This is a genomic window from Corallococcus carmarthensis (assembly GCF_003611695.1).
Taxonomy (GTDB): domain Bacteria; phylum Myxococcota; class Myxococcia; order Myxococcales; family Myxococcaceae; genus Corallococcus; species Corallococcus carmarthensis.
In genome coordinates this window covers 1-23,526 of record NZ_RAWE01000161.1, presented here as the reverse complement: position 1 = coordinate 23,526, position 23,526 = coordinate 1, and the positions used below count along the sequence as shown (strand labels likewise).

Below are 23,526 nucleotides of genomic sequence, written 5' to 3'. Positions count from 1 at the left end.
TCGTGACGAGCACGGCCGCTCCGCTGTCACGCAGCACGAAGTCCCTGCGCGCTGCCGGGGCGGAAGGATCCAGCGGGACGAAGGCGCCACCGGCCTTGAGCACCGCGAGGATCGCCACGATGGCCTCCACCGAACGCTCCAGGCACAGCGCCACCCGCACTTCCGGCCCCACCCCCATGGAGCGCAGCCGCCACGCGAGCTGGTTGGCCCGCGTGTCGAGCTGCCGGTACGTCAGCGCCGTCTCCTCGAACACGACGGCCGGGGCGTCCGGGGTGCGCGCCACCTGTCGCTCAATGAGGCCGTGCAACGTGGCGTCGCGTTCGAAGTCCACCAACTCACCGCTGCCCATGCGCACCAGCCGCGCCAGCTCCTCCGGCGACACGAGCGACACGTCCGCCAGCGGCAGGTCCGGCGCGTCGCACACGGCCTCCAACAACCGCCGCAGCTGGACGAAGAGCCGCTCGATGGTGGCCGCGTCGAACAGGTCCGCCGCGTAGCCCAGGTGGCCCTCGTAGCCTTCCGCGGAGCGGCTCAGGTTCAGGGCCAGCTCGAACTGCGACGGGGCGTCACCCTCCAGGTGGGCCGGGGCCACGGTGAGTCCGGGCACCGCCAGCTCCGACACCGGGGCATTCTGGAGCGCGAACATCGCCTGGAACAGCGGCGTGCGGCTCAAGTCGCGCTCGGGCTGGAGCGCTTCCACCAGGTGCTCGAAGGGGATGTCCTGGTGCTCATACGCCCCCAGGGTGGTGGCGCGCATCTGGGCCAGCATGTCACGGAACGTCGTCCGCGCGCCGAAGCGTCCGCGCAGCACCAGCATGTTCACGAAGAAGCCGATGAGGCCCTCCGTCTCCGCGTGCCGGCGGTTCGCGATGGGCGAGCCCACCAGCACGTCGTCCTGGCCGGACACTCGCGACAGCACGGCCTGGAACGCCGCCAGGAGCGCCATGAAGGGCGTGGCGCCTTCGGCTTGCGCCAGCGCCTCCATGCGCTCGCTCAGGACACGCGGCAGCGTCACCCGGATCAGGCCGCCGCGCCGATCAGCGCCGACCGTCCGCGGCCGGTCCGTGGGCAGGTCCAGCACGAAGGGTGCTCCGGACAACTGGTGCTTCCACCACTCCACCTGCGCTTGCAGCACGCCGCCCTGGAGCCAGCCACGCTGCCAGACGGCGAAGTCCGCGTACTGCACCGGCAGCTCCGGCAGCGTCACGGGCTGACCCGAGCGCCCCGCCGCGTAGAGGGCGGTGAGCTCCCGCACGATGACGCCCAGCGACCAGCCGTCGGACACGATGTGGTGCAGGTGCAGCACCAGCAGGTGCTCACGTGCGTCCAGCTTCATCAGCAGGGCGCGGATCACCGGCCCGCGCTTCAGATCGAACGAGCGGAGCGATTCAGCGTGGCCCCGGCGCCGTGCCTCGGCCTGCCTTGCGGCGCGGCTGCCCAGGCCCATCAGGTCCACGAACTCCAGGGGCACCTGGCCCTCCGCGTGGATCTGCTGGACCGGCCGGCCGCCCTCCATGCGGAAGGTGGTCCGCAAGGATTCATGCCGCGCCATCAGCGCGTCCAGGCCTCCTCGCAGCGCTTCCACGTCCAGGTCGCCGGTGAGGCTCAGCGCCAGCGGCATGTTGTAGAGCGGGCTGCCCGGTTCCAACTGGTCGACGAACCACAGCCGCTGCTGCGCGAACGACAGCGGCGGCGCGGACGTGCGCGACACCCGGACCAGCGGCGGCGCCTGCGTGCGGCGGGCATCCACCAGACGCTCCGCCAGCGACGCCACCGTGGGCGCCCGGAACAGATCGCCCAGCGGCAGCTCCAGGCCCAGCGTCGAGCGGATGCGCGCCACCACCTGGGTGGCCAGCAGCGAGTGGCCTCCCAGCTCGAAGAAGTCACCGTGGATGTCCACGGTCTCCAGGTGCAACACCTCCGCCCAGATGTCCGCGAGCGCCTTCTCCAGCGCGCTCCGGGGCGTGGCGGATGCGGCGGGGTCCGCGATGCGGGCCTGCGGCGCGGGCAGGGCCTTGCGGTCCACCTTGCCGTTGGGGCTCAGGGGCAGCTTCGGCAGCACCACGATGGCCGAGGGCACCATGTAGTCCGGCAGCTGCTTCTGCACGGCCGCCCGCAGCGCGCCCGTGTCGATGCCGTCGTCCTCGCCTGACACGACGTAGGCCACGAGGCGCTTGTCGCCCGGCACGTCCTCGCGCACCACGACCACCGCCTCCTCGACCCCCGGCGACTGGCGCAGCACGCCTTCGATTTCGCCCGGCTCCACGCGGAAGCCGCGCAGCTTCACCTGGAAGTCGGTGCGGCCCAGGAACTCCAACGTCCCATCGCGCCGCCAGCGCACGCGGTCGCCCGTGTCGTAGAGGCGCGCTCCGGGTTCAGTGGCGAAGGGGTGGGGGATGAAGCGTTCGGCGGTCAGGTCCGGGCGCTGGAGGTAACCCCAGGCCAGGCCGTCTCCGCCCACGTACAGCGTGCCCGGTACACCCGGTGGCACGGGCTGGAGCGCCGCGTCCAGCACCCACGCCGTGGAGTTCACCAGCGGCCGGCCGATGGGCACCGAGCGGCCTACGGCATCCCCGGCGCGCAGCGTGTGCGTGGCGGAGAAGGTGGTGTTCTCCGTGGGGCCGTAGCCGTTGACCAGCACCGCGCCTGGAGGCAGTCGCTTCAGGTGTTCGCGCACGCGCTCCACGGGCAGCACATCGCCACCCGCCAGCACCTGCTTCACCCGGGCCAGCGCGTCGCCCTGGTGGAGCACCATCTGCTCGAAGAGGGCGGCGGTGAGCCACAGCGTGGTGATGCCCTCGCGCCGCAGCAGCGCGCCCGTGTCCCCGAGCGACAACGCGCCCGCGGGGGCGATCACCAGCGTCGCGCCATTCAGCAGCGCGCCCCAGATTTCCAGCGTGGAGGCGTCGAATGCGATGGGGGCCAGCTGGAGGAAGACCTCCTCGGGCCCGAAGTGGATGAAGTCCGCGCCGCGCACCAGGCGCGTGATGCCCCGGTGCGGAACGCTGACACCCTTGGGCCGGCCGGTGCTGCCCGACGTGAACATCACGTAGGCCAGCGCCTCCGCGGACACCGTCACGTCCAACGCCGTTTCCGACTGCCGGGCGATGGTGGTCGCGTCCGCGTCCAGCAGGACCTGGAGATCCGTCATGGCGGGCAGCTCGTCGGCGACAGCCTCCTCCGTCACGAGCAGGCTGACGCCCGCCTCGCGAAGCACCCACGCGATGCGCTCCGCCGGAGCTTGAGGATCCACCGGCACGTAGGCCGCGCCGGCCTTCAGGATGCCGAGCAGCGCGGTGATGCTCCCGAACGAGCGCTCCACGCACAGGCCCACCCGGTGGCCGGGCCGCACGCCCTGGCGCGTCAGGTGCCGAGCCAGCTGATTCGACGCCCGGTCCAGGGCCGCGTATGTGAGCGTCTTCGCGCCGGACTTCAGCGCCGTGGCGTCCGGGGTGCGTGCGGCCTGCTCGGCGAAGAGCGCGGCCACGGATGCGTCACGCGGGAAGTCTCGGGCGGTGCCGCTCCAGTCGGAGAGCAGTTGCTGGCGCTCCGTCCGCGTGAGCCACGGCAGCTCCGGCAGCCGCGCGTCCGGCGCGCGGAGGGCGGACTCCAGCAGCACCCGCAGGTGCTCCACCATGCCGGCCACCGTGTCCGCGTCGAACAGGTCCAGGTTGTAACCCAGCACGCCCTCGAAGCCGTCCGGTCCCCGGTTCAGCACGCATTGCAGGTCGAAGAGGGTGGACTCCTTCAGGTCCTCACGGGCCTTGAGCGTCAGTCCTGGCAGCGCCAGCTCCGGCATGGGCGCGTTCTGGAGCGTGAACGTCACCTGGAAGAGCGGCGTGCGGCCCAGGTCGCGCTCCGGCTGGAGCACCTCCACCAGCTTTTCGAAGGGGAGGTCCTGATGCTCGTACGCGCCCAGCGTGGTGGTGCGCAGCGCGTCCAGCAGCTCGCGGAAGCAAAGCGTCCCGCGCACACGGGTGCGCAGCACGACCGTGTTCGCGAAGTAGCCGATCAGCGACTCCGACTCGGCGTGGCGACGGCCCGCGATGGGCGACCCCACGAGCACGTCCTCCTGTCCGGAGTACCGGTGCAGCAGCAGCTGGAAGGCCGCGAGCAGCACCATGAACGGCGTGGCTGACGCCTGCCGCGCGTACGCCTCCACCGCTTCGCTCAGCTCGCGCGAAAGCACGAGCGCCTGGGAGCCGGCGCGATAGGCCCCCTGTCCGACAGGACGCGGGTGGTCCGTGGGCAGTTCCAGGTAGGGGGCGGCACCGGCCAGCTGGTCGCGCCAGTACGCGACCTGCGACTCCAGCACCTCGCCCTGGAACCAGGCGCGCTGCCAGAGGGCGTGGTCCGCGAACTGCACGGTCAGCTCCGGCAACGGCGACGGCTGCTCCGCCGCGAACGCCGCGTAGAGCGCGCCCATCTCCCGCACCAGCACGCCGGTGGACCAGCCATCCATGATGATGTGGTGCGTGTTGAGCAGCAGCACGTGCTTCGTGGCCCCGAGCTTCATCAAGAGCCCTCGGAACAACGGGCCCTGCTCCAGGTCGAACGGAGTGGAGGACTCCTCCCGGGCCAGCCGCGATGCCTCCGCCTCCCGAGCCTCGTGCGTCGGGAGCGCGGACAGATCCGCGTGCCGCAGGGACATGGGGAACGCCGGGTGGATGACCTGCGACGGCGTGCCTTCCCGCGACTGGAAGGTGGTGCGCAGCGCTTCGTGGCGCCGCACCAGTTCGTCGAACGCGGCCAGCAGGACGATGACGTCCAGTGAGCCGTCCAGATCCAGCAGGTGCGGGAGGCTGTAGGCGGTCCCCGCGGTGCCCAGCTGCTCGGCGAACCACATGCGCTGCTGCGCGAACGACAGCGGCAGCGCGTCCGGCCGCTCCGCGCGGACCAGCGAGGGCAGCGCGGACATCCCCTGCCGCTGCGACGGTTGGAGCGCGTCGATCCGGCGCGCCAGCTCCGCCACGGTGGGGCCCTCAAGCAGGGCCCGCAGGGGCAGCTCCAGGCCGAAGCGTGCGCGCACCCGCGACACCAGCTGCGTGGCCAGCAGCGAGTGGCCTCCCAGCTCGAAGAAGCCGTCATGGCGGCCCACCACTGGGACGCGCAGCACCTCGCTCCACAGCGCGGCCAGCGTCACCTCCGTGGGCGTCGAGGGGGGTTCGATGACGCGCTCGGAGGCCGGGGCGGCCTCTGGCGCGGGCAGGGCGTTGCGGTCCACCTTGCCGTTGGGGGTCTGGGGCAGGGCGTCCAGCGCCACGAACGCGGCGGGGACCATGTACTCCGGCAGGGTCCGCCGGAGGTGCTGACGCAGGGGCGCCGTGTCCACCTGGGGCGCGACCCAGGCGATGAGCCGGTCTTCGCGCATCAGCACCACCGCGTCCCGGAGGTCCGGGTGCGTGCGCAGCGCGGCTTCAATCTCCCCCAGCTCGATGCGGTAGCCGCGCAGCTTCACCTGGAAGTCCAACCGGCCCAGGTATTCCAGCGTGCCGTCCTCGCGCCAGCGGGCCCTGTCACCCGTGCGGTAGAGGCGCGCGCCGGGCTCCGTGCTGAACGGATCCGGCACGAAGCGTTCGGCCGTCAGGTCCGGCCGGCCCAGGTAGCCGCGCGTGACGCCCTCGCCGCTGAGGCACAGCTCGCCCGGTGTTCCCATGGGCGCCAGCCGCTGGTGCGCATCCAGCACGTACGTGTTCAGGTTCGCCAGCGGCCGGCCGATGACGGGCGTGGCGTGTGCCGTGCCTGAGATGCGCTCCCAGGTCGCATACACCGTCACCTCCGTCGGGCCGTAGAGGTTGAAGGCCTGCGTGCGCCGCGTCGCCGCGAGCGTGCGCCACGTCACCTCGTCCACCGCCTCACCGGCGAGGAGGACATGAGCGGGCACGTGCGCCTGCTCCAGGAAGCCGGCCTCCAGCAGCAGCTTGAACTGCGACGGCGTGCAGTCCAGGACGTCCACCCGCTGCCGAGCCAACCACGCGAGCATCACCTCCGGATCCTGCCGCACATCCTCCGGGACGACGCACAGGCAGTGGCCCTCCAGCATCAGCACCAGCTGCCCCACCGACACGTCGAAGGAGTACGGCGCGTTGAGCGCCACCCGCATTCCCGGGGACGCTTCGGTGAAACACGCCTCGTGCATCGCGCGCCGCAGGTGCGCCAGCGAGCGGTGCCGCACCATCACGCCCTTGGGCGTGCCCGTGGATCCCGACGTGTAGATGACGTAGGCGAGGTTGCCCGCTCCCGCCGACGGCGGCGGGTTCTCCGCGAACCTGTCCGGCTGTCCGACAGGTTCAGCGTCCAGTTGCACCAGGTGGGGCACATCCGGGCGCCACGCTTCCAGCAGCGCCCGCGTCGTCACGAGCACGGATGCGCCACAATCCTCGAGGACGAACGCCTTGCGCGCGGACGGCGCCGCCGGGTCCAGGGGCACGTAGGCGCCGCCGGCCTTGAGCACCGCCAGCAGCGTGACGACGGTCTCCGCCGACCGCTCCAGGCACAGCGCCACCGTCACCTCGGGGCCCACGCCCAGCGACCGCAGGTGCCACGCAAGCTGGTTGGCTCGCGTGTTGAGCTGCCGGAAGGACAGCGTCGTTTCCCCGAACACCACTGCGTCCGCGTCCGGCGTCGCGGCGGCCTGCCGTTCGAAGCGCGCGTGCAGGGTGGCGTCGCGCTCGAAGTCCATTGCGCGGCCAGTACCGGTGCGCAGCAGCCAGTCCCGGTCCCCAGCGGACAGCAGCGATACGTCCTCGATCCGGGCGTCCGGCTGGAGCAGCCCCTCCAGCGCCTGCCGCCACTGGCCCAGCACCCGCCGCACGGCGTCCACGTCGAAGCGGCCCGCGTCGTAGGCCAGTTGCAGCTGGAGCTCGCTGCGCGGCACCACGGTGGCCGCCAGCGGGTAGTTCGTGCTGTCGCCAAACTCCAGGTCGCGCAGGTCCATCGCGGTGAAGCGGCGCAGCACCGATTCGTCGAACGGGTAGTTCTCGAAGACGAGCAGCGACTGGAACAGCGGCTGTCCCCGGGGGATGTCGCTCCAGCCGTGCGCCGCGACCAGCGGCGTGTACTGGTGCTGCTGGATGCCCAGCAGCTTCGCCTGGAGGGACTGGAGCCACGGCAGCACCGGCTCGCCATCATCGGGCAGCGTGATGCGCACCGGCTGCGTGGTGATGAGCATGCCCAGCATGGCGTCCGCGCCCGGCAGCTCCGGCGGACGGCCCGCGAGCGTGGTGCCGAAGAGCACGTCGCGCGTGTCCGCGTGGCGCGCCAGCACCAGCGCCCAGGCCGCCTGCGCCAGCGTGTTGAGCGTGAGCTGATGCCGCCGCGCGAAGGCCTCCAGCGCGGTGGTGACCGCCTCCGGCAGCGTCACCCTTGCGTCGGGCCGCTTCGCGGAGGTGGTGGGCCGCGCCAGGGACGCAGGCCGCACCGAGGGGAGGGGAGTCGGTGCCGACAGGCCCGCGAGCTGGCCGCGCCAGAAACGCTCGTCCTCCACCGGGTCGCGGCGGTCCAGCCACGCGATGTAGTCACGGAACGGGGGCCGGCCCGCGGAGGGCGGCGTCGTCCCCGCGTGCACGGCGTCGTAGAGGGCGAAGACCTCCTGGAAGAACAGGCCCATGCTCCAGCCGTCCATCAGCAGGTGATGGTGGCTCCAGAGGAAGCGCCAGCGCGCATCCCCCAGGCGCACCACCGTCATCCGCGACAGCGGCGCACGCGACACGTCGAAGCCGCGCGCGCGGTCGTCGTCCGTGAGCTTCGCCAACGCGGCCGGCTGCTCCGCCTCCGGAAGGTGACGCCAGTCGTGGACGATGAACGGCAGCGTCGCGTGCGAGTGCACCACCTGGAGCGGGGACTCCAGGCCCTCCCACACGAACGCGGTGCGCAGCACGGGGTTGCGGTCCACGGCCGTCTGCCACGTCCGCTGGAACAGCGCGATGTCCACGTCCGAGTGGATCGACCACGCGGCCTGCTCGAAGTAGTAGGCCGCCTCTGGATCATTCAGGGCATGGAAGAGCATGCCCTCCTGGAGCGGGGACAGCGGGAACACGTCCTCCACCGAGGGGCCCTGCGCCGCGAGCACCGCGTCCAGCGCGGTCTGGGACAGGCGGGCAAGCGGGAAGTCGCCGGGCGTGCGCCGCCGCGCGTCCTCCGAATGGCGCTGGGCGATGAGCTCGCGCAGCGTCTGGAGGAAGCGCTCCGCCAGCGTTCGCACCGTTGCCTCGTGGTGCTGCTGATGGCTGTAGCCGAACGTCATCCGCAGCCGGCCCTGGAGCACGGAGCCGTCCACCGCGAGCGCGTGCTGCTGCACGGCCCGGGGCTCCACGATGGGGCCCAGCGGCTCGTCGCTCATCGTGAAGAGCGTGCTGGCGGCGGCCGTGCCGTCCAGCTGGCCCAGGTAGTTGAACGACACCTGTGCCCTGGGCAGCGCGGCCAGCCGGGCCCGCGTCTCCGGCGGCCCCAGGTGGCGCAGCAGGTTGAAACCGATGCCACGGCCGGGCCACGCCTTCAGCGAGTCCCGCACGGCGCGCAGCCCATCTCCCAGCGAGCCACCCGAGGGCAACCGCAGCAGCGCCGGCGCCACGGACGTGAACCAACCCACGGTGCGTGACACATCCACGTCCGCGAACAGCTCCTCGCGGCCGTGGCCCTCCAGATCGATGAGGACGTCCGGCTTCCCCGTCCATTCTCCCAGCGTCCGCGCGAGCGCGGTCAGCAGCACGTCGTCGATGCGCGCCCGCCAACCAGTGGGCGTCTCCTGGAGCAACTGCCGTGTCTCCTCCGCGTCCAGCTCCACGGCGACGGCAGCGCGCGACGCGTAGGTGTACGGGCCCGGACCATCCACGGGCAGCGGGGCCACGTCACCGCGCAGCGCTTCCCGCCAGAAAGCCTCCTGCACTCCCAGTGCTTCTGACAGGGCGTGCGTCTCCAGCCGTCGCGCCCAGGACTGGAACGACGTGGTCTTCGCGGGCAGCGCCGGGGCGCGGGCGGACTGGAGCTGGAGGTACGCCGCCTCCAGGTCCTCCACCAGGATGCGCCAGGACACCGCGTCCACCACCAGGTGGTGGATGATGATCAGCAGGCGCTGCGGCTCGCCGGCACCGAACTGGAACAACGCCACGCGCACCAGCGGCGGTGTCGCCAGCGCGAAGTCCGCCTGGAGGCGCGCGGCCTCCCGCTCCATCGCGGCGGGCCGGGCCTCCTGCGGCAGCATCGACAGGTCCACCTGGAGGAGCACGGGGGGCGCGTCTCCGGGAGCCACTCCCTGCTGGCGCCACGTGCTGTCCTCCGCGCGCACGTAGCGCAGGCGCAGGGCGTCGTGGTGGGTGACGAGCACCTGGATCGCCTGCTGGAGCAGGTCGGGCTTCAGCGGCTGACGGGCCTTGAGCAGCAGGGCGTGGTTGAAGTGGTGGGGGTACGTCGGCTCACGCTCGAACAGGTCCACCTGGATGGGCGTGAGGGGCACCTCGCCCACCACCGGGCCCTGCTCCGCGACAGGGGCCTCGCCGTCCTTGGCGACGGCCGCCAGCGCGCCCAGCGTGGGGTGCTGGAACAGGTCCTTCACCTGCAACCGCACGCCGGCCTGCCGCGCCTTCGCCACCACCTGGAGGCTGATGATGGAGTCGCCGCCCAGCGCGAAGAAGTTGTCGTCCAGGCCCACGCGATCCACGCGCAGCACTTGCGCCAACACCTGCGCCAGCGCCTGTTCCCGCCGCGTGCGCGGTGCGATGAACTCGCGGCGCGAGGCGCGTTGGCCCTTCGGCGCGGGAAGGGCCTTGCGGTCCACCTTGTCCTGGAGCGTCAGCGGCAGTGCGTCCAGCGGGACGAACACTGACGGCAGCATGTAGTCCGGCACCCGCTGGCGCATGAAGTCGCGCAGCACCTCCGGCTCGGGGACGGACGCGGGGACGACGTAGGCCACGAGCCGCTTGTCGCCGGGCACGTCCTCGCGCACCACGGCCACGGCCTCGCGCACGTCCGGATGCGCGGACAGGGCGGACTCCACCTCCGCCAGCTCGACGCGGAAGCCGCGCACCTTCACCTGGTGGTCGGTGCGGCCCAGGAAGTCCAGCACCCCGTCCGGCCGCCAGCGCGCCAGGTCGCCCGTGCGGTAGAGGCGCTCACCGGGTCGCGAGGCGAAGGGGTGGGGGACGAAGCGCTCCGCGGTGAGGTCCGGCCGGGAGATGTAGCCGCGCGCCAGGCCGTCACCGCCGATGAACAGCTCGCCGGGGACACCCGGAGGCACCGGCTGCCCGTGCGCGTCCAGGACGTACACGTCCGTGCACGTGATGGGCTGGCCCAGGGGCACGGGGGTCTCCACCCGCGCGGGGTCCGACATCTCGTGCACGGCGGCGATCACCGTCGCCTCCGTGGGTCCGTAGCAGGCGAGGAACGTGAGGCCCGGATGCGCCTCCAGCAGCTTGCGCGAGTGCACGGGAGAGATGACGTCGCCGCCCGAGATGAGCCTGCGCACGCCGCGCAGGGCCTCCGGCTTCAGGTCCACCACCTGCGTGAAGAGACCCGCGGTGAGCATCATCGAAGTGACGCCGTGGCGCTGGATGACCTGCGCCAGCACCTCCAGGTCCGACGGCGACGTGGACGGGAACACCACCAGCCGCCCGCCGTGAACCAGCGGCCCCCAGATCTCGAGCGTTACCGGGTCGAAGGAGATGGGCGCGATGTGGAGGAACGTCTCGTTCGCGGACATGTCCACGAAGGCCGGGTGGTGCAGCAGGCGCATCACCGCGCGGTGATCCACCGCGACGCCCTTGGGGCGCCCGGTGCTGCCAGACGTGAAGTCCACGTACGCCAGATGGCGCGAGCGCACTCCCGACACCACGGGCTCAGTGGAGAGGTCCGCGGCGCCGAGCTCCTCCACGAAGACGGACTCGATCCCCGCCGGCAGGGGCACCGCCGCGCGCATCGCCCGCGTGGTGAGCACCAGCCTCGCGGGCGCGTCCTCCAGCATCGCGGCCAGGCGCGGCGCCGGGTAGGTCGGGTCAAGCGGCACGTACGCGCCCCCTGCCTTGAGGATGGCGAGCAGGGAGACGATGAGGTCCAGGGATCGCTCCAGGCACACCGCCACCAGGACGTCCGGACCCACGCCGCGCTCACGCAGCAGGTGCGCCCACTGGTTCGTGCGCGCGTCCAACTGCGCGTACGTCAGGTGCGCGTCCCCGAACTCCACCGCCACCGCGTCCGGCCGCAGCGCGGCCTGACGGGCGAAGAGGTCCGGCAGGACGGCCTCCCTCGGGACCTCCTGGAAGGTGTCGTTCCAGGAGCGCAGCACCCGCTGGCGCTCCGTCGCGTCCATGAGGGGCAGCAGGGCGACGGGCGTCCGGGGCTGGGCCACCACCTCGCGCGCCAGGGTCACCATGTGCCTGGCCAGGCGCTCCATGGTGGCTGCGTCGAAGAGGGCGGTGGCGTACTCCAGGCTGCAGCTGAAGCCGGCGCGGCCCTCCACCACCTCCATGCCCAGGTCGAACTTGGACGTGCCGGTCGGGATCTCCACCGGGGTCAGCTCCAGCCCCGCCGGGCGGGCCTTGGCCTCCGGCGTGTTCACCAGGTTGATGCTCGCCTGGAACAGCGGGGTGCGGCTCAGGTCGCGCGGCAGCTCCATCGCGTCCAACACGCGTTCGAACGGAGCGTCCTGGCGCGCGTAGGCCTCCAGGGCCTGGGTGCGCACGCGGCCCAGCAGCTCCACGAAGGACGGCATGCCAGACAGCCGCGAACGGAAGGGCAGGGTGTTGATGAAGCACCCCATCAGCCACTCGAGCTCCGGACGCGTGCGGCCCGCGATGGGCGTGCCCACCACGAAGTCCTCCTGGCCCGAGTAGCGCGACAGCACCGTCTGGAAGAGCGCCATCAACACCATGAAGGTCGTGGCGCCGTGCTTGCGGCCCAGCGCGAGCAACGGCGCGGACACCTCCGACGGCAAGAGGAAGGTGTACCGCGCGCCCGCGAAGGACATGACCGCCGGGCGCGGCCTGTCCGTGGGCAGCTCCAACGGAGGCGCGCCGGTCAGGTGGTCCTTCCACCAGGACACCTGCGCCTCCATCACGCCGCCTTCCAGCCACGCGCGCTGCCACACGGCGTAGTCCGCGTACTGCACCGGCAGCTCCGCCAGCGGCGACGGCTGGCCCGAGCGGAACGCGGTGTAGTTCTCCGTCAGCTCATGCGCGATGACCATGGTGCACCACGCGTCGGACACCGCGTGGTGGAAGGTGACGAGCAGCACGTGCTCTTGCGCGCCCATGCGCAACAGCGCCCCGCGCACGACCTCCTTCTCCAGATCGAACGGCTGGCGTACGGCCTCCTGGAAGAAGCGGCGCATCGCTGCTTCGCGCGCCTCCGGCGTGTCACCGGGCACGTCCCAGTGCTGGAGCGGCAGGCCGCGAGGCGGGTGGATGACCTGTACCGCGTGGTCCCCGTCCAGGGCGTAGGTGGTGCGCAGCACCTCGTGGCGGATCACCATCTCGTCCAGCGCGCGCTGGAGCGCGGCCCCGTCCAGTTCGCCCGTGAGCCGGAAGATGGCCGGGTTGTTGTACGCGCTGCTCGTGGGCTCCAGTTGCTGGAGGTACCAGAGGCGATGCTGCGCGAAGGACAGGGGCAGTGGCCGGTCGCGGCCCACGCGCGGGATGGGCGGCGGGTTCACGTCCACCAACACCGGGGCGACGGAGGGCGCCACGGGTCGAGGGGCCTCCGCGGCGGGACGCGCCACGGGCGGAGGGGGAAGCCGCGACGGTGAGGCCACTGGCTCCAGCCTGCCGTCCACGCGCATGCGGGCGTGACGGCCGGTGCGGAACAGCTTCGCGGAAGCCTCACGGGGATGCGGCACCAGGCGGCGGTGCTCTTCGTCGCTCGCGCGCCACAGGGCGGACGGCAGCCCCGCGCCCGCGAGGGCCAGCTCGCCCACCACACCCACGGGTACGGGCTGACCGGCCGCGTCCAACACCCAGGCCTGGAGGTTCCCGGGGATGCGCTCCGCCAGCGTGCGCGGCAGCAGCGCGCCTTCCTGGGCGTCACCGGACAGCCACACCGCCACGCCCGCGGCCCGGTGCAGCGCCGCGCCCAGCTCCACCGACGCGCCTTCCAACACCAGGGCGCCCACGCGGGACAGCGACTCGCGCGCTCCGGGCAGTTCGCTGAGCGAACGCGCCAGCCGCGCTGACGTGTGCAGCAGCACCGCGCCGGACTGACGTGCCAGCTCCAGCAGTCCCTCCACGCCCGCCTCGGCCTCCACCAACACCTGCTCCTGGCGAGCGGCGGCCTCCGCCTCCATGCGCTCGCGCACCGTCGCGAGCCGGCGCAGGCCCTCCAGCACCACCGGGGTGTCCAGACCGAAGTCGATGAGGGCCGCCACCTCGTCCACGTCCGCCGCGCGCACGTCGCGCAGCCGCCGCATCGCGCTGTCCACCGTGCCCAGCAGGCCAGTGTTCTTCGCGTGGTTCTCGAAGGTGCGCTCCAGTACCGCGTTGATGTCGTCCGGGGACAGCTTCTGGACGTCGGTGATGCCCTGCGCCTGGAGCAGCGACGTGCTGATGTCCACCGAGCTGCGGAAGTAGCCGAGCAGCGGCTGACGCACCTGGCGCAGCACCTCCTGCTCGTCGTCGCCCAGGTACGTGTGCAGCATGCAGGTGATGTGGCCGCGGCCCGGGTGGCCGTTGCGGCGCCACGCGTCGCGGTACAGCGCCACCTTCTGCTTCAGCTCGTCCAACGAGTGCGACAGCAGGCCCGTGAGCACGCCCGCGCCCAGCTCACCCGCCATGCGGAAGGTCTCCGGGTTGCCCGTGGCGGTGAGCCACACTGGCAGCTCCTTCTGCACGGGCTTCGGGCGCAAGCCGACCTCCGCCGTGCTGCCGGCGCCCGCGGGACGCTTGAAGCGCTCGCCACGCCACAGCGCGCGCAGCGTGGAGAGCTTCTCCAGGAGGATGTCGCGCCGCTTCTCGTAGTTGCCCGGCGCGAAGGTGAAGTCCTGCGTGTGCCAGCCCGTGGCCACGGACAGGCCCACGCGGCCCTGGGACAGGTTGTCCACCACGGACCACTGCTCCGCGATGAGCAGCGGATCATGCAGCGGCAGCACCACGCTGCCGGAGCGCAGGCGCAGGTGCTTCGTCACGGTGGCCAGGCCCGCCGCCACCACCGCCGGCTGCGGGTACAGACCGCCGAACGAATGGAAGTGCCGCTCCGGCGTCCACACCGCGGAGAAGCCATTCGCGTCCGCGAACTTCGCGCCCTCCAGCAACAGCTCGTACTTGGGGCCCTGGAGCGTGTCTTCGTCGTTGGCGAAGTAGATGAGGCTCACGTCCATGGCCTTCGCGCGAGGCCCACCACCGCCCAGGCTCACCAGCCGCGCGGTGAGCAGCTCCGGCGGGAACACCACTCGCAGGCCACGCGTGAGCGCCCACAAGGCTTCCAGCTCCGGACGGTCGGAGGACGCCTCGCTCGCGGACAGCCACGCGCCGCCGTCCGGCGGGGACAGCCGCGCGTCCAGGCCGGTGAAGAACTCCGACAGCTCGCGGTGGCCCAGGGCCCACGCGGGCTGGCCCCGGCCCGTGGGCAGCAGCCACGCCAGGGCGTGCGGTTCCACATCAGCGACGATGGAGGGGGCCGCGCCAGAAGCAGGGACGTCCTCCACGTAGATGACGCGCGACGCGTCCACGCGCACGGAAGCCGTCAGCGCGCGCGTGGTGACGAGCACCGGAACCGGGGCGCCTTCGAGCGCGTACACGGGCAGGTGTCCCAGTTCGGACGGGCCCAGGGCGACGCACGCGCCCCCGGCACCCAGCACGGCCCACAGCGCGGCCAGCTTCTCCGGCGACGTGCGCAGGCACACGGCTACCGGCGTCCCATCCTTCACGCCCAGGGCTTGGAGCCGCGAGGCCAGTGCATCCGCACGAGCACCCAGCTCCGCCCAGGTCCAGTGCGTCTCCCCCTGGGACAGAGCGGTGGCGTCAGCCTGACGCGCGCGCCGCTCCGCGAGCAGGGTGGGCACGGGGACAAGTCCCTGCGTGGCGCGAGGCGTGGGCCAGGCGCGGCGGTCGTCATCGGTGGCGAGGGGCAGGTGCGCCACCTGCGTGTCGGGATGCGCGAGCGCGGCGGCCAGCAGCACCTGGAAGTGCTCCACGAGCCGCGCCGTGGTGGCGGTATCGAACAGGTCCGCCGCGTACTCCAGCGCGCCGTGGACGCGGGTGGGGGACTCGAAGAGGACCAGGGTGAGGTCGCTCAGGGTGGAGCCCCATTGCACCGGCGTGCCTGGCACCTCCACCAGCGAGCCGCGCAGGCCGATGAGCTCCAGCGTCTCCGCGGAGCTCGCACCCGAGTGGTAGACGAACACGGAGTCCGTCATGCGTCCCCGGCCGATGTCGTGGCCCGGGATGAGCGCTTCCACCAGGTATTCGAAGGGCACGTCCGGACGCGTCTGCGCGTCGGCGACCTCGCCGCGTACCTGGGCCAGCAGTTCGCGGAACGTGAGGCCTTCGGTGAAGCGCGTGCGGAACGCCGCCGAGTGCGCCACATAGCCGATGAGCGGCAGCAACTCCGGCCGCGTGCGGTTGGCGATGGGCGTGCCGACGACGACATCCGTCTGACCGGAGTAGCGGTGCAGCAGCGTCTGCCACGCGGCGAGCACCGTCATGTAGCCGGTGAAGCCCTCGCGGCGGGTGAAGGCCAACAGCTCGCGGGAGAGCGCGGGCGGGAAGTCCACCGTCATGCGCGAGGAGGAGATGAGGGGCTCGCTGGAGCGGGGCCGGTCGGTGGGCAGATCCAACCGGCGCGGCATTCCGGCCAGCCGCTGCCGCCAGCCCTGATCCTGTTCGGCCAGGTGGCCGTTCGCGAGGCTGCGGCGCTGCCACGCGCCGAAGTCCGCGTACTGGATGGGCAGCGGCTTCAGCGGCGACGGACGGCCCTGGAGGAAGGCGTCGTAGAGCTGGCCCAGCTCCTGGACGAGCAGCGCGATGGAAAGCGTGTCGCTGATGATGTGGTGGATGCTCGCGACCAGCAGGTGCAGCTTCACGTCCAGGCGGATCAGGGTGGTGCGCAGGACGGGACCGTTGACCAGGTCGAACGGCCGGGCGGCGTCCTCGCGAGCGATTCGCAGCGCCTCCGGTTCGCGCGTCTCCAGTGGGCCGCGCAGCTCCACGCGGGTGAGGGGCACGCGCATGCGCGGGTGGAAGCGCTGCACGGGGCGGCCGTCCACGGTGTCATAGGTCGTGCGCAGGGACTCGTGGCGCTGGACGACCTCCTGGATGCCGCGCTCCATCACGTCCGCGTCCAGATCCCCTTCGAGCCGGAGGACGAACGGGAGGTTGTACGCGGACAGGCCGGGCAGGTGCTGCTCCAGGCGCCAGACGCGCTCCTGCACGAACGACAGCGGCAGCTCGCCGTCGCGGGGCAGGGGCACCAGCGGAAGCTCCAGGGAGACGGGGGCCTGCGGTGCCTGGCGAAGCAGGGGCTCCAGGCGTCCGGCGATGCCGGCCACGGTGGGCGCCTCGAAGAGGGCGGCCAGGGGCAGGTTCACGCCGAACGCGTCGCGGAGCTGGTTGAGGAGCTGTGCGGCCGTCAGCGAGTTGCCGCCGAGCTCCAGGAAGTCGTCATGACGGCCCACGAACTCCAGGCCCAGACGGTCGCGCCACAGGGCGGCCACGCGCTCCTCGACGTCTCCTTGAGGCGCGTCCTCGCGGCCGGGCGGAGGCGCGGCGGCGGGCACGGGTTCAGCGGCGGGGGACGGGGCGGACGCGCCAGCCCCAACCAGGGAGGCAGGTTCCGCACCCGAGGGCGCGGCCCACCTGTCCGAGGACGATCCGGTCGCCGGATGCGAACCGTGCACCGGAGCCGTGGCCGTCAACGCGGACATGGCCTGGGGAGCACGAACCGACGCCGTGACCAGGGCCGAGGAGGCCGCCTCGGACGTCGCTTCGGGCACACGATTGGCGGGAGTGACCGGAGCCTGTGGCGCCTGGACAGGTTTCCCCGTCGGAGGCGCGAAGGGGGACGTCGTGGCGCGCACGCTCGGTTGCACCCAGACCGCCTTCTCCTGGAAGGCATACGTGGGCAGGTGCAGCCGCAGGCGCTGCTCGTGCGCGTAGAACGCACTCCACGTCACCGCCACACCCGCGACCCACAGCTCGCCCACGGCCTGGAGCCAGCCCAGCTGCTCCGTCGTCTTCCCGCCCACCCGCAGCGACGCCAGCGCGCGGACGGGGGAGCCACCCTCGGCCTTGGTCAGGTTCGCGCGCACCAGCGGCGTCACGTCCTGTCCCGGTCCCACCTCCAACAGCACCGTGCAGCCTTCGTCCTGGAGCGTCTGCACCGCGCGGGTGAAGCGCACCGGCTGGCGCATCTGCTCCGTCCAGTAGTCCGGAGCCACGAGCTGCCCAGGCCCGGCCAGCGTCCCCGTGAGGCTGGACACGTACCGCACCGTCGGCTCCGTCCAGCGCAGCGTGCCCACCACGCGCGCCAGCTCCGGCATCAACGGCTCCACATCCGCGGAATGGAACGCATGCGGCGCGGGCATCCGCACGACGCCCGCCTGATGCCGCTCCTTCAGCTCGGCCTCCAGCCGCTCCACTTCGTCCACCGGGCCGGACACCACGCACCGCTCCGGCGCGTTGATGGCAGCCACCGACAGCCGGCCCGACAGCAACGGCCGCACCCGATCCACGGGCAGGGCCACCGCCAGCATCGCGCCCGGTCGCATGCGGTGCATCAGCTCCCCGCGAGCCACCGCGAGGCGCATCCCGTCCTTCAGGGACAGCGCCCCCGCGACGCACGCCGCCGCGTACTCGCCGAAGCTGTGCCCCATCACCGCGTACGGCGTCACGCCCAGGTCCCGCCACATCCGCGCCAGCGCCACCTGCACACTGAACAACGCGGGCAGCGCCACGCGCGTGTCCGCGAGCGACGCCGTGGCCTCCGCCTCCGCACCTGCCTCGGGCGACAGCAGCTTCGACACCCGCGCCCGCAGTGGCGCCTCCAGCAACACGAGGCACGCCTCCAGGTGCGAGCGGAACAGGGGCGACGTCTCCGCCAGCTCGCGCCCCATGGCCAGCCGCTGCGCTCCCTGCCCGGAGAACACGAACGCCACGCGCGGCGCCTTGCCCGGGCGCTTCACCAGCGTCACCGGCTGCTGGAGCTGCCGCGACAGATCCTCCGCGTCCTTCACCACCACGGCGCGGCGGTACTCGAACGCCCTGCGACCCACGGCGTGCGTGAACGCCAGGTCCGCCAGCGACGCGTCCCCGATGCCCCGCGCCTCCAACCTCCGAGCCGCCGCCTCCAGCGCCTCCGGCGAACGCGCGGACAGCACGACGAGCTGGTGGGACCTCGTGGTGGAACCACTCTGCCGCATGGGTGCTTCCTCGAGGATGGCGTGGGCATTGGTGCCACCAATGCCAAAGGAGCTGACCGCGGCGAAGCGAGGCGTCTCGCCTCGTGGCCACGGCCGCAAGGTGGTGTTGACGAAGAACGGACTCGCGTCGAAGTCGATCCGCGGGTTGGGCCGTTCGAAGTGGAGGCTGGGGGGAATCTCCCCGTGGTGCAGCGACAGCGCGGCCTTCATCAGCCCCGCCAGGCCCGCGGCCGTGTCCAGGTGGCCCACGTTCGTCTTCAGCGACGCCAGCGCGATGCGGCCCTGGTGCTCCGCGCCCAGGCCGTACGCTCGGGTCAGCGCCGCCACTTCAATTGGATCGCCGAGCGGTGTCGCGGTCCCATGGGCCTCCACGTAGCCCACGGCCTCCGGTGCCACGCCCGCGTTCGCCAGGGCCTGGGTCACCACCGCGGCCTGCCCCTGCACGCTGGGCGCGGTGAAGCCGGTCTTGTGCCACCCATCGTTGTTCAGCGCCGAGCCCCGGATGACGGCGTAGATGGAGTCTCCGTCCCGGAGCGCGTCCTCCAGCCGCTTGAGCACCACCGCGCCCACGCCGTTGCCGGGCAGCGTCCCCTGGGCTCGCGCGTCGAACGCACGGCAGTGACCGTCCGGGGAGAAGATGAGCCCTTCCTGCGCCACGTAGCCCGTGCGCTGCGGCACCGCCAGCCGGGTGGCCCCCGCGAGCGACACATCGGACTGGCCCGCCCGCAGGCTCTGACAGGCCATGTGCACGGCCACCAACCCGGTGGAGCACGCGGTGTAGAGCAGCGTGCTCTCACCCGTGAGGCCCAGCTTGAAGGACGTCTTCGTCGCCAGACTCTCGTGCGTGGCGGTGCCGTGCAGCTCCAGGAAGGACGCCGCGTCCAGGGGCATCGCCTGCCGGGCGGCCTCCGCGTACCCGGAGGCTGCGGCACCCGCGTACAGCGAGATGGCGCCGGGGAAGCGCTCCGGATCCACGCCCGCGTCCTCCAGCGCGGACCACGCCGTCTGGAGGAAGAGCCGCTGCTGCGGGTCCATGAACTGCGCCTCGCGCAGGGGCATGTCGAAGAAGGCGTGGTCGAACCGATCCACGTCCTCCAGGACACCGGCGGCCGGGACGAACGCCGGGTGATGCCACAGCTCCCAGCCCTCGGGCAGGGCGGGCAGGTGCTCCAGTTCCTCCGGTGAGAAGCGGGTGATGGACTCCACGCCCTCACGCAGGTTCCGCCAGAACGCCTCCACCGTCATCGCACCAGGGAAGCGGCCCGCCATGCCGATGATGGCGATGGAGCCGGACGCGCCGGGCTTCGACGTCTCTCGCGGGCGGTGGCCAGGCGCGGTGGGTGCCAGCGCGGGTGCACCCGGTCCCCGCGACTCGTGCTCCAGCCGCTGGGCGAGCGACTCCACGGTGGGGTGTTCGAACAACCACACGACGGGCACGTCGCGGCCCAGCGTCTCCTTCAGGCGCGACGCGAGCCGCATCACGGACAGCGATGTGCCCCCCAGGTCGTTGAACAGGTGGTCCTGTGAACCCACGCGGTCCGCGCCCAGCTCGCGAGCCCACGTGGACGCAATCTGTTGCTCCAGCCCTTGGGAGGGCTCCACGAAGCGCTCGCGCCGCCCGGTGGAGTCGGCGTCCGGGGCGGGCAGGGCCTTGCGGTCCACCTTGCCGCTGGGGTTCAGGGGAAGGGTGGGGAGCGCCACGAACACGGACGGCACCATGTAGTCGGGGAGCTTGCGGCGCAGGGCCTCGCGAAGCCGCGTGGGCTCCAGCACCTGGCCTGCGCGCGGCATCGCGTAGGCGACCAGCCGCTTGTCGCCGGGCACGTCCTCGCGCACCACGGCCGCGGCCTCGTGCACGTCGGGCAGCTCGCGCAGGGCGGCCTCCACCTCCGGAAGCTCGATGCGGAAGCCGCGCACCTTCACCTGGTGATCCGTGCGGCCCAGGAAGTCCAACGTCCCGTCCGCGCGCCAGCGGACCCGGTCGCCCGTGCGGTACAGCCGTGCGCCGGGCTTCGTGCCGTAGGCATCCGGCACGAAGCGCTCCGCCGTCATATCGGGCCGCGACACGTAGCCCCGGACCACGCCATCGCCGCCGAGGAACAGCTCACCCGGCACACCCACCGGCACCGGCTGGAGCCGCGCGTCCAGAACGTACGCCGTGGTGTTCGCGAGCGGTGCGCCGATGGGCACCGACGCGCCCACCTGCTCCGGCCGCTCCACCGTGAAGAACGCTGCGGCCACGGAGCATTCGCTGGGGCCGTAGGCGTTGGTGACGGGCCGGCCCAGAAGCTCCACCGCCCGGCGCACATGCGGGGCGGAGATGACGTCTCCCGCCACGTGCAGTTCGCGCAGCCGCCCGAGGAGGTCCGGCCGGTGCTCCAGGAGCTGCGAGAAGAGCCCCGGCGACAGATGGACGAAGCGGACCGCGTGGCGCTCCACCACGCGTGCGAGCGTGTCCATGTCCCCAGCGGGAACGTGGCCGGGGAAGATGACGAGCCTGCCACCGTGCAGCAGCATCATCCACAGCTCCATCACGGAGCCATCGAAGGACAACGGTGAGAAGAGCAGCCCCGTGTCGCGTGAGCCGAAGCGGGAATACGGCTCGGCATGAACGAGGCGGAGTAGACCGCGCTGCTCGACGCCCACCCCCTTGGGACGCCCGGAGCTGCCGGAGGTGAAGATGACGTAGGCCAGGTTGCGAGGCCCCACGTTGACGGCAGGCGCAGTGAGGGGCTGGTCGTCGAGCACCAGCGCATCCACGAAGAGGCAGGGCAGGGTCGCGTCGGGCACCTGCAGCCGTTCACGCAGTGCGAGCGTGGTGAGCAGCATCCGGGGCCGGGCGTCCTCCATCATGAAGGCCAGCCGCTGCGCGGGGTACGACGCGTCCAGCGGGACATAGGCGCCGCCCGCCTTGAGGATGGCGAGCACCGTGACGACGAAGTCCACGGAGCGCTCCATGCACACCGCCACCGGCACGTCCGGGCCCACGCCCCGGGCCCGGAGGAAGTGCGCGAGCGGATTGGCCCGCGCCTCCAGCTGCGCGTACGTCAGGCGGACGTCCCCATCCTCCACGGCGATGGCGTCCGGAGTCCGGGCGACCTGGAGCGCGAAGTGCTCGGGGATGCTGCGGTCAGAGGGGTACTCGCGGGCCGTGTCATTCCATGCGGTGAGCACCTGGTGGCGCTCGTCCGCGGTCATCCACGGCAGCTGGAGGATGGACGTCTCCGGGGCCGCGAGGGCGGCCTCCAGCAGCACGTGGAAGTGGCCGGCCAGCCGCGCCGCGGTGCCGGCGTCGAACAGCTCCGTGGCGTACTCCAGCCAGCCCTCGAAGCCCTGGGAGGACTCCGCCAGCGACAGCGTGAGGTCGAACATGGACGTGCCGGTGTGCACGTCCATGAGGCGGGACTGGAGGCCCGGCAGGACGGGCGCGTCCACGCGTGCGCCCTGGAGGTTGAACATCACCTGGAACAGCGGCGTGTGCCCCAACTCGCGAGGAGGCCGGAGCGCCTCCACCACCCGTTCGAAGGGCACGTCCTGGTGCGCATACGCACCCAGCGCCGTCTCACGCACGCGGCCCAGCAGCTCCCGGAACGAAGGGGCGCCCGAAAGCCGCGTGCGCAGGACCAGCGAGTTGACGAAGAGGCCGACGAGTCCCTGGAACTCCGCGCGCTGACGGCCCGCGATGGCCGTGCCCACGCTGACGTCATCCTGGCCCGAGCGGCGGGCGAGCACGGTCTGGAAGGCCGCGAGCAGGACCATGAACGGCGTGACACCTTCACGCTCCGCCAGCGACCGGACCGACGCCGCGAGGCCCGCGTCCAGCACCACCGGGACCCGAGCACCCGCCGACCCACGCCGGGCGGGACGAGGCCGGTCCGTGGCCAGCTCCAGCAGTTGGGGGGCACCGGTGAGCTGCGTCCGCCAGAAGTCCAGCCGCGACTCCAGCGCGACGCCGTCCAGTGCCTCCCGCTGCCAGTCGGCGGCGTCGGTGTAATCCAGGGGCAGGGCGGGGAGGGGCGACGGGCGGTCCTCCCGCAGCGCGGTGTAGAGGGCGGACACCTCGCGCACCAGCACGGCCATGGAGGTGGCGTCCGACACGGCATGGTGCATGACGAGCACCAGCACGTGGGTCCGCGCATCCAGCGTGAGGAGCGTGGCGCGCACCAGTGGTCCACGTTCCAGGTCGAATGGGCGGCGGGCCCCTTCGTGGGCCAGGCGGAGCGCCTCGGCCTCGCGCGATGCAGCGGGCAGGGACTCCAGCGACACGCGGGCCAGCGGCAGGGACGCGTCCGCCGCGATGACCTGCCGGGGCTGCCCCGGGTCTTCCCGGAAGGACGTCCGCAGGCCTTCATGCCGGGCCGCGAGCGCCACGAGGCTGCCCTCCAGCGCGGCCACGTCCAGCACGCCCTCCAGGCGCACGGCGGCGGGCAGGTTGTAGCTCACGTCTCCGGGGGCGTACTTCGACAGGAAGAACAACCGGGCCTGCGAGGAGGACGCCACACGGTCGCCGCCCACGGTCCGACGCTGGGGCGCGGTGCCTCCCGTGTCGCGGAGGGACGTCAGCCGCTGCGCCAGTGACGTGATGCTCGGTCCCTGGAGCAACCACTCCATGGGCACCGTCAGCCCGGTACCCGTGCCCACCGCGTGCGCCAGGTCCACCGCGCCCAGCGAGTCCAACCCGTAGCGCGTCACCGGAGCATCGACGTGGATGTCCTCACTGCGCATGCGCACGTGACGGGCCACCGTGTCGCGCAGCCACGCCACCAGCGCTTCAGAGTCCGGCTTCGCGCCCAGGCCCACGGGGGCGTGCGATGCGGAGCCGGACAACTTCTCGCGTGCTCCAGCACCATGACTCGCTGACAGCCCCGACGAAGCCAACGGCCCGGATGATCCGACGTCCGGCGCGGTGATGGATCCGGCCGTGCCGGAGCCTGAGACCTCAGCGGCACCAATGGATGCGGAGGGAAGGGGAGCATCGGATGACGAACTCCGAACCTCCTGCGGTTCCGCCCGCCATGCCATCACCTCCTGCAACGTCCCGGTCAGGAACGCCGTGCGGCATGCGTGCCGCTGCACCTTGCCGCTGGACGTCTTCGGCAGACTGCCCGGCTCGATGAGCACCACCGCGTGCGCCTGCACTTCGTGCGACTCCGCCAGCCGCTGACGGATGGCCCCCACCGCCGCGTCCG

The 23,526-nt window shown here is 72.1% G+C and carries 1 protein-coding gene; it reads right to left on the bottom strand.

Features of this window, described 5'->3' with window-relative positions; all coding sequences use genetic code 11:
- Positions 1 to 23,526: non-ribosomal peptide synthase/polyketide synthase (locus tag D7X32_RS31385; protein ID WP_120606253.1), on the bottom strand; the 23,526-nt coding region annotated here is incomplete at both ends.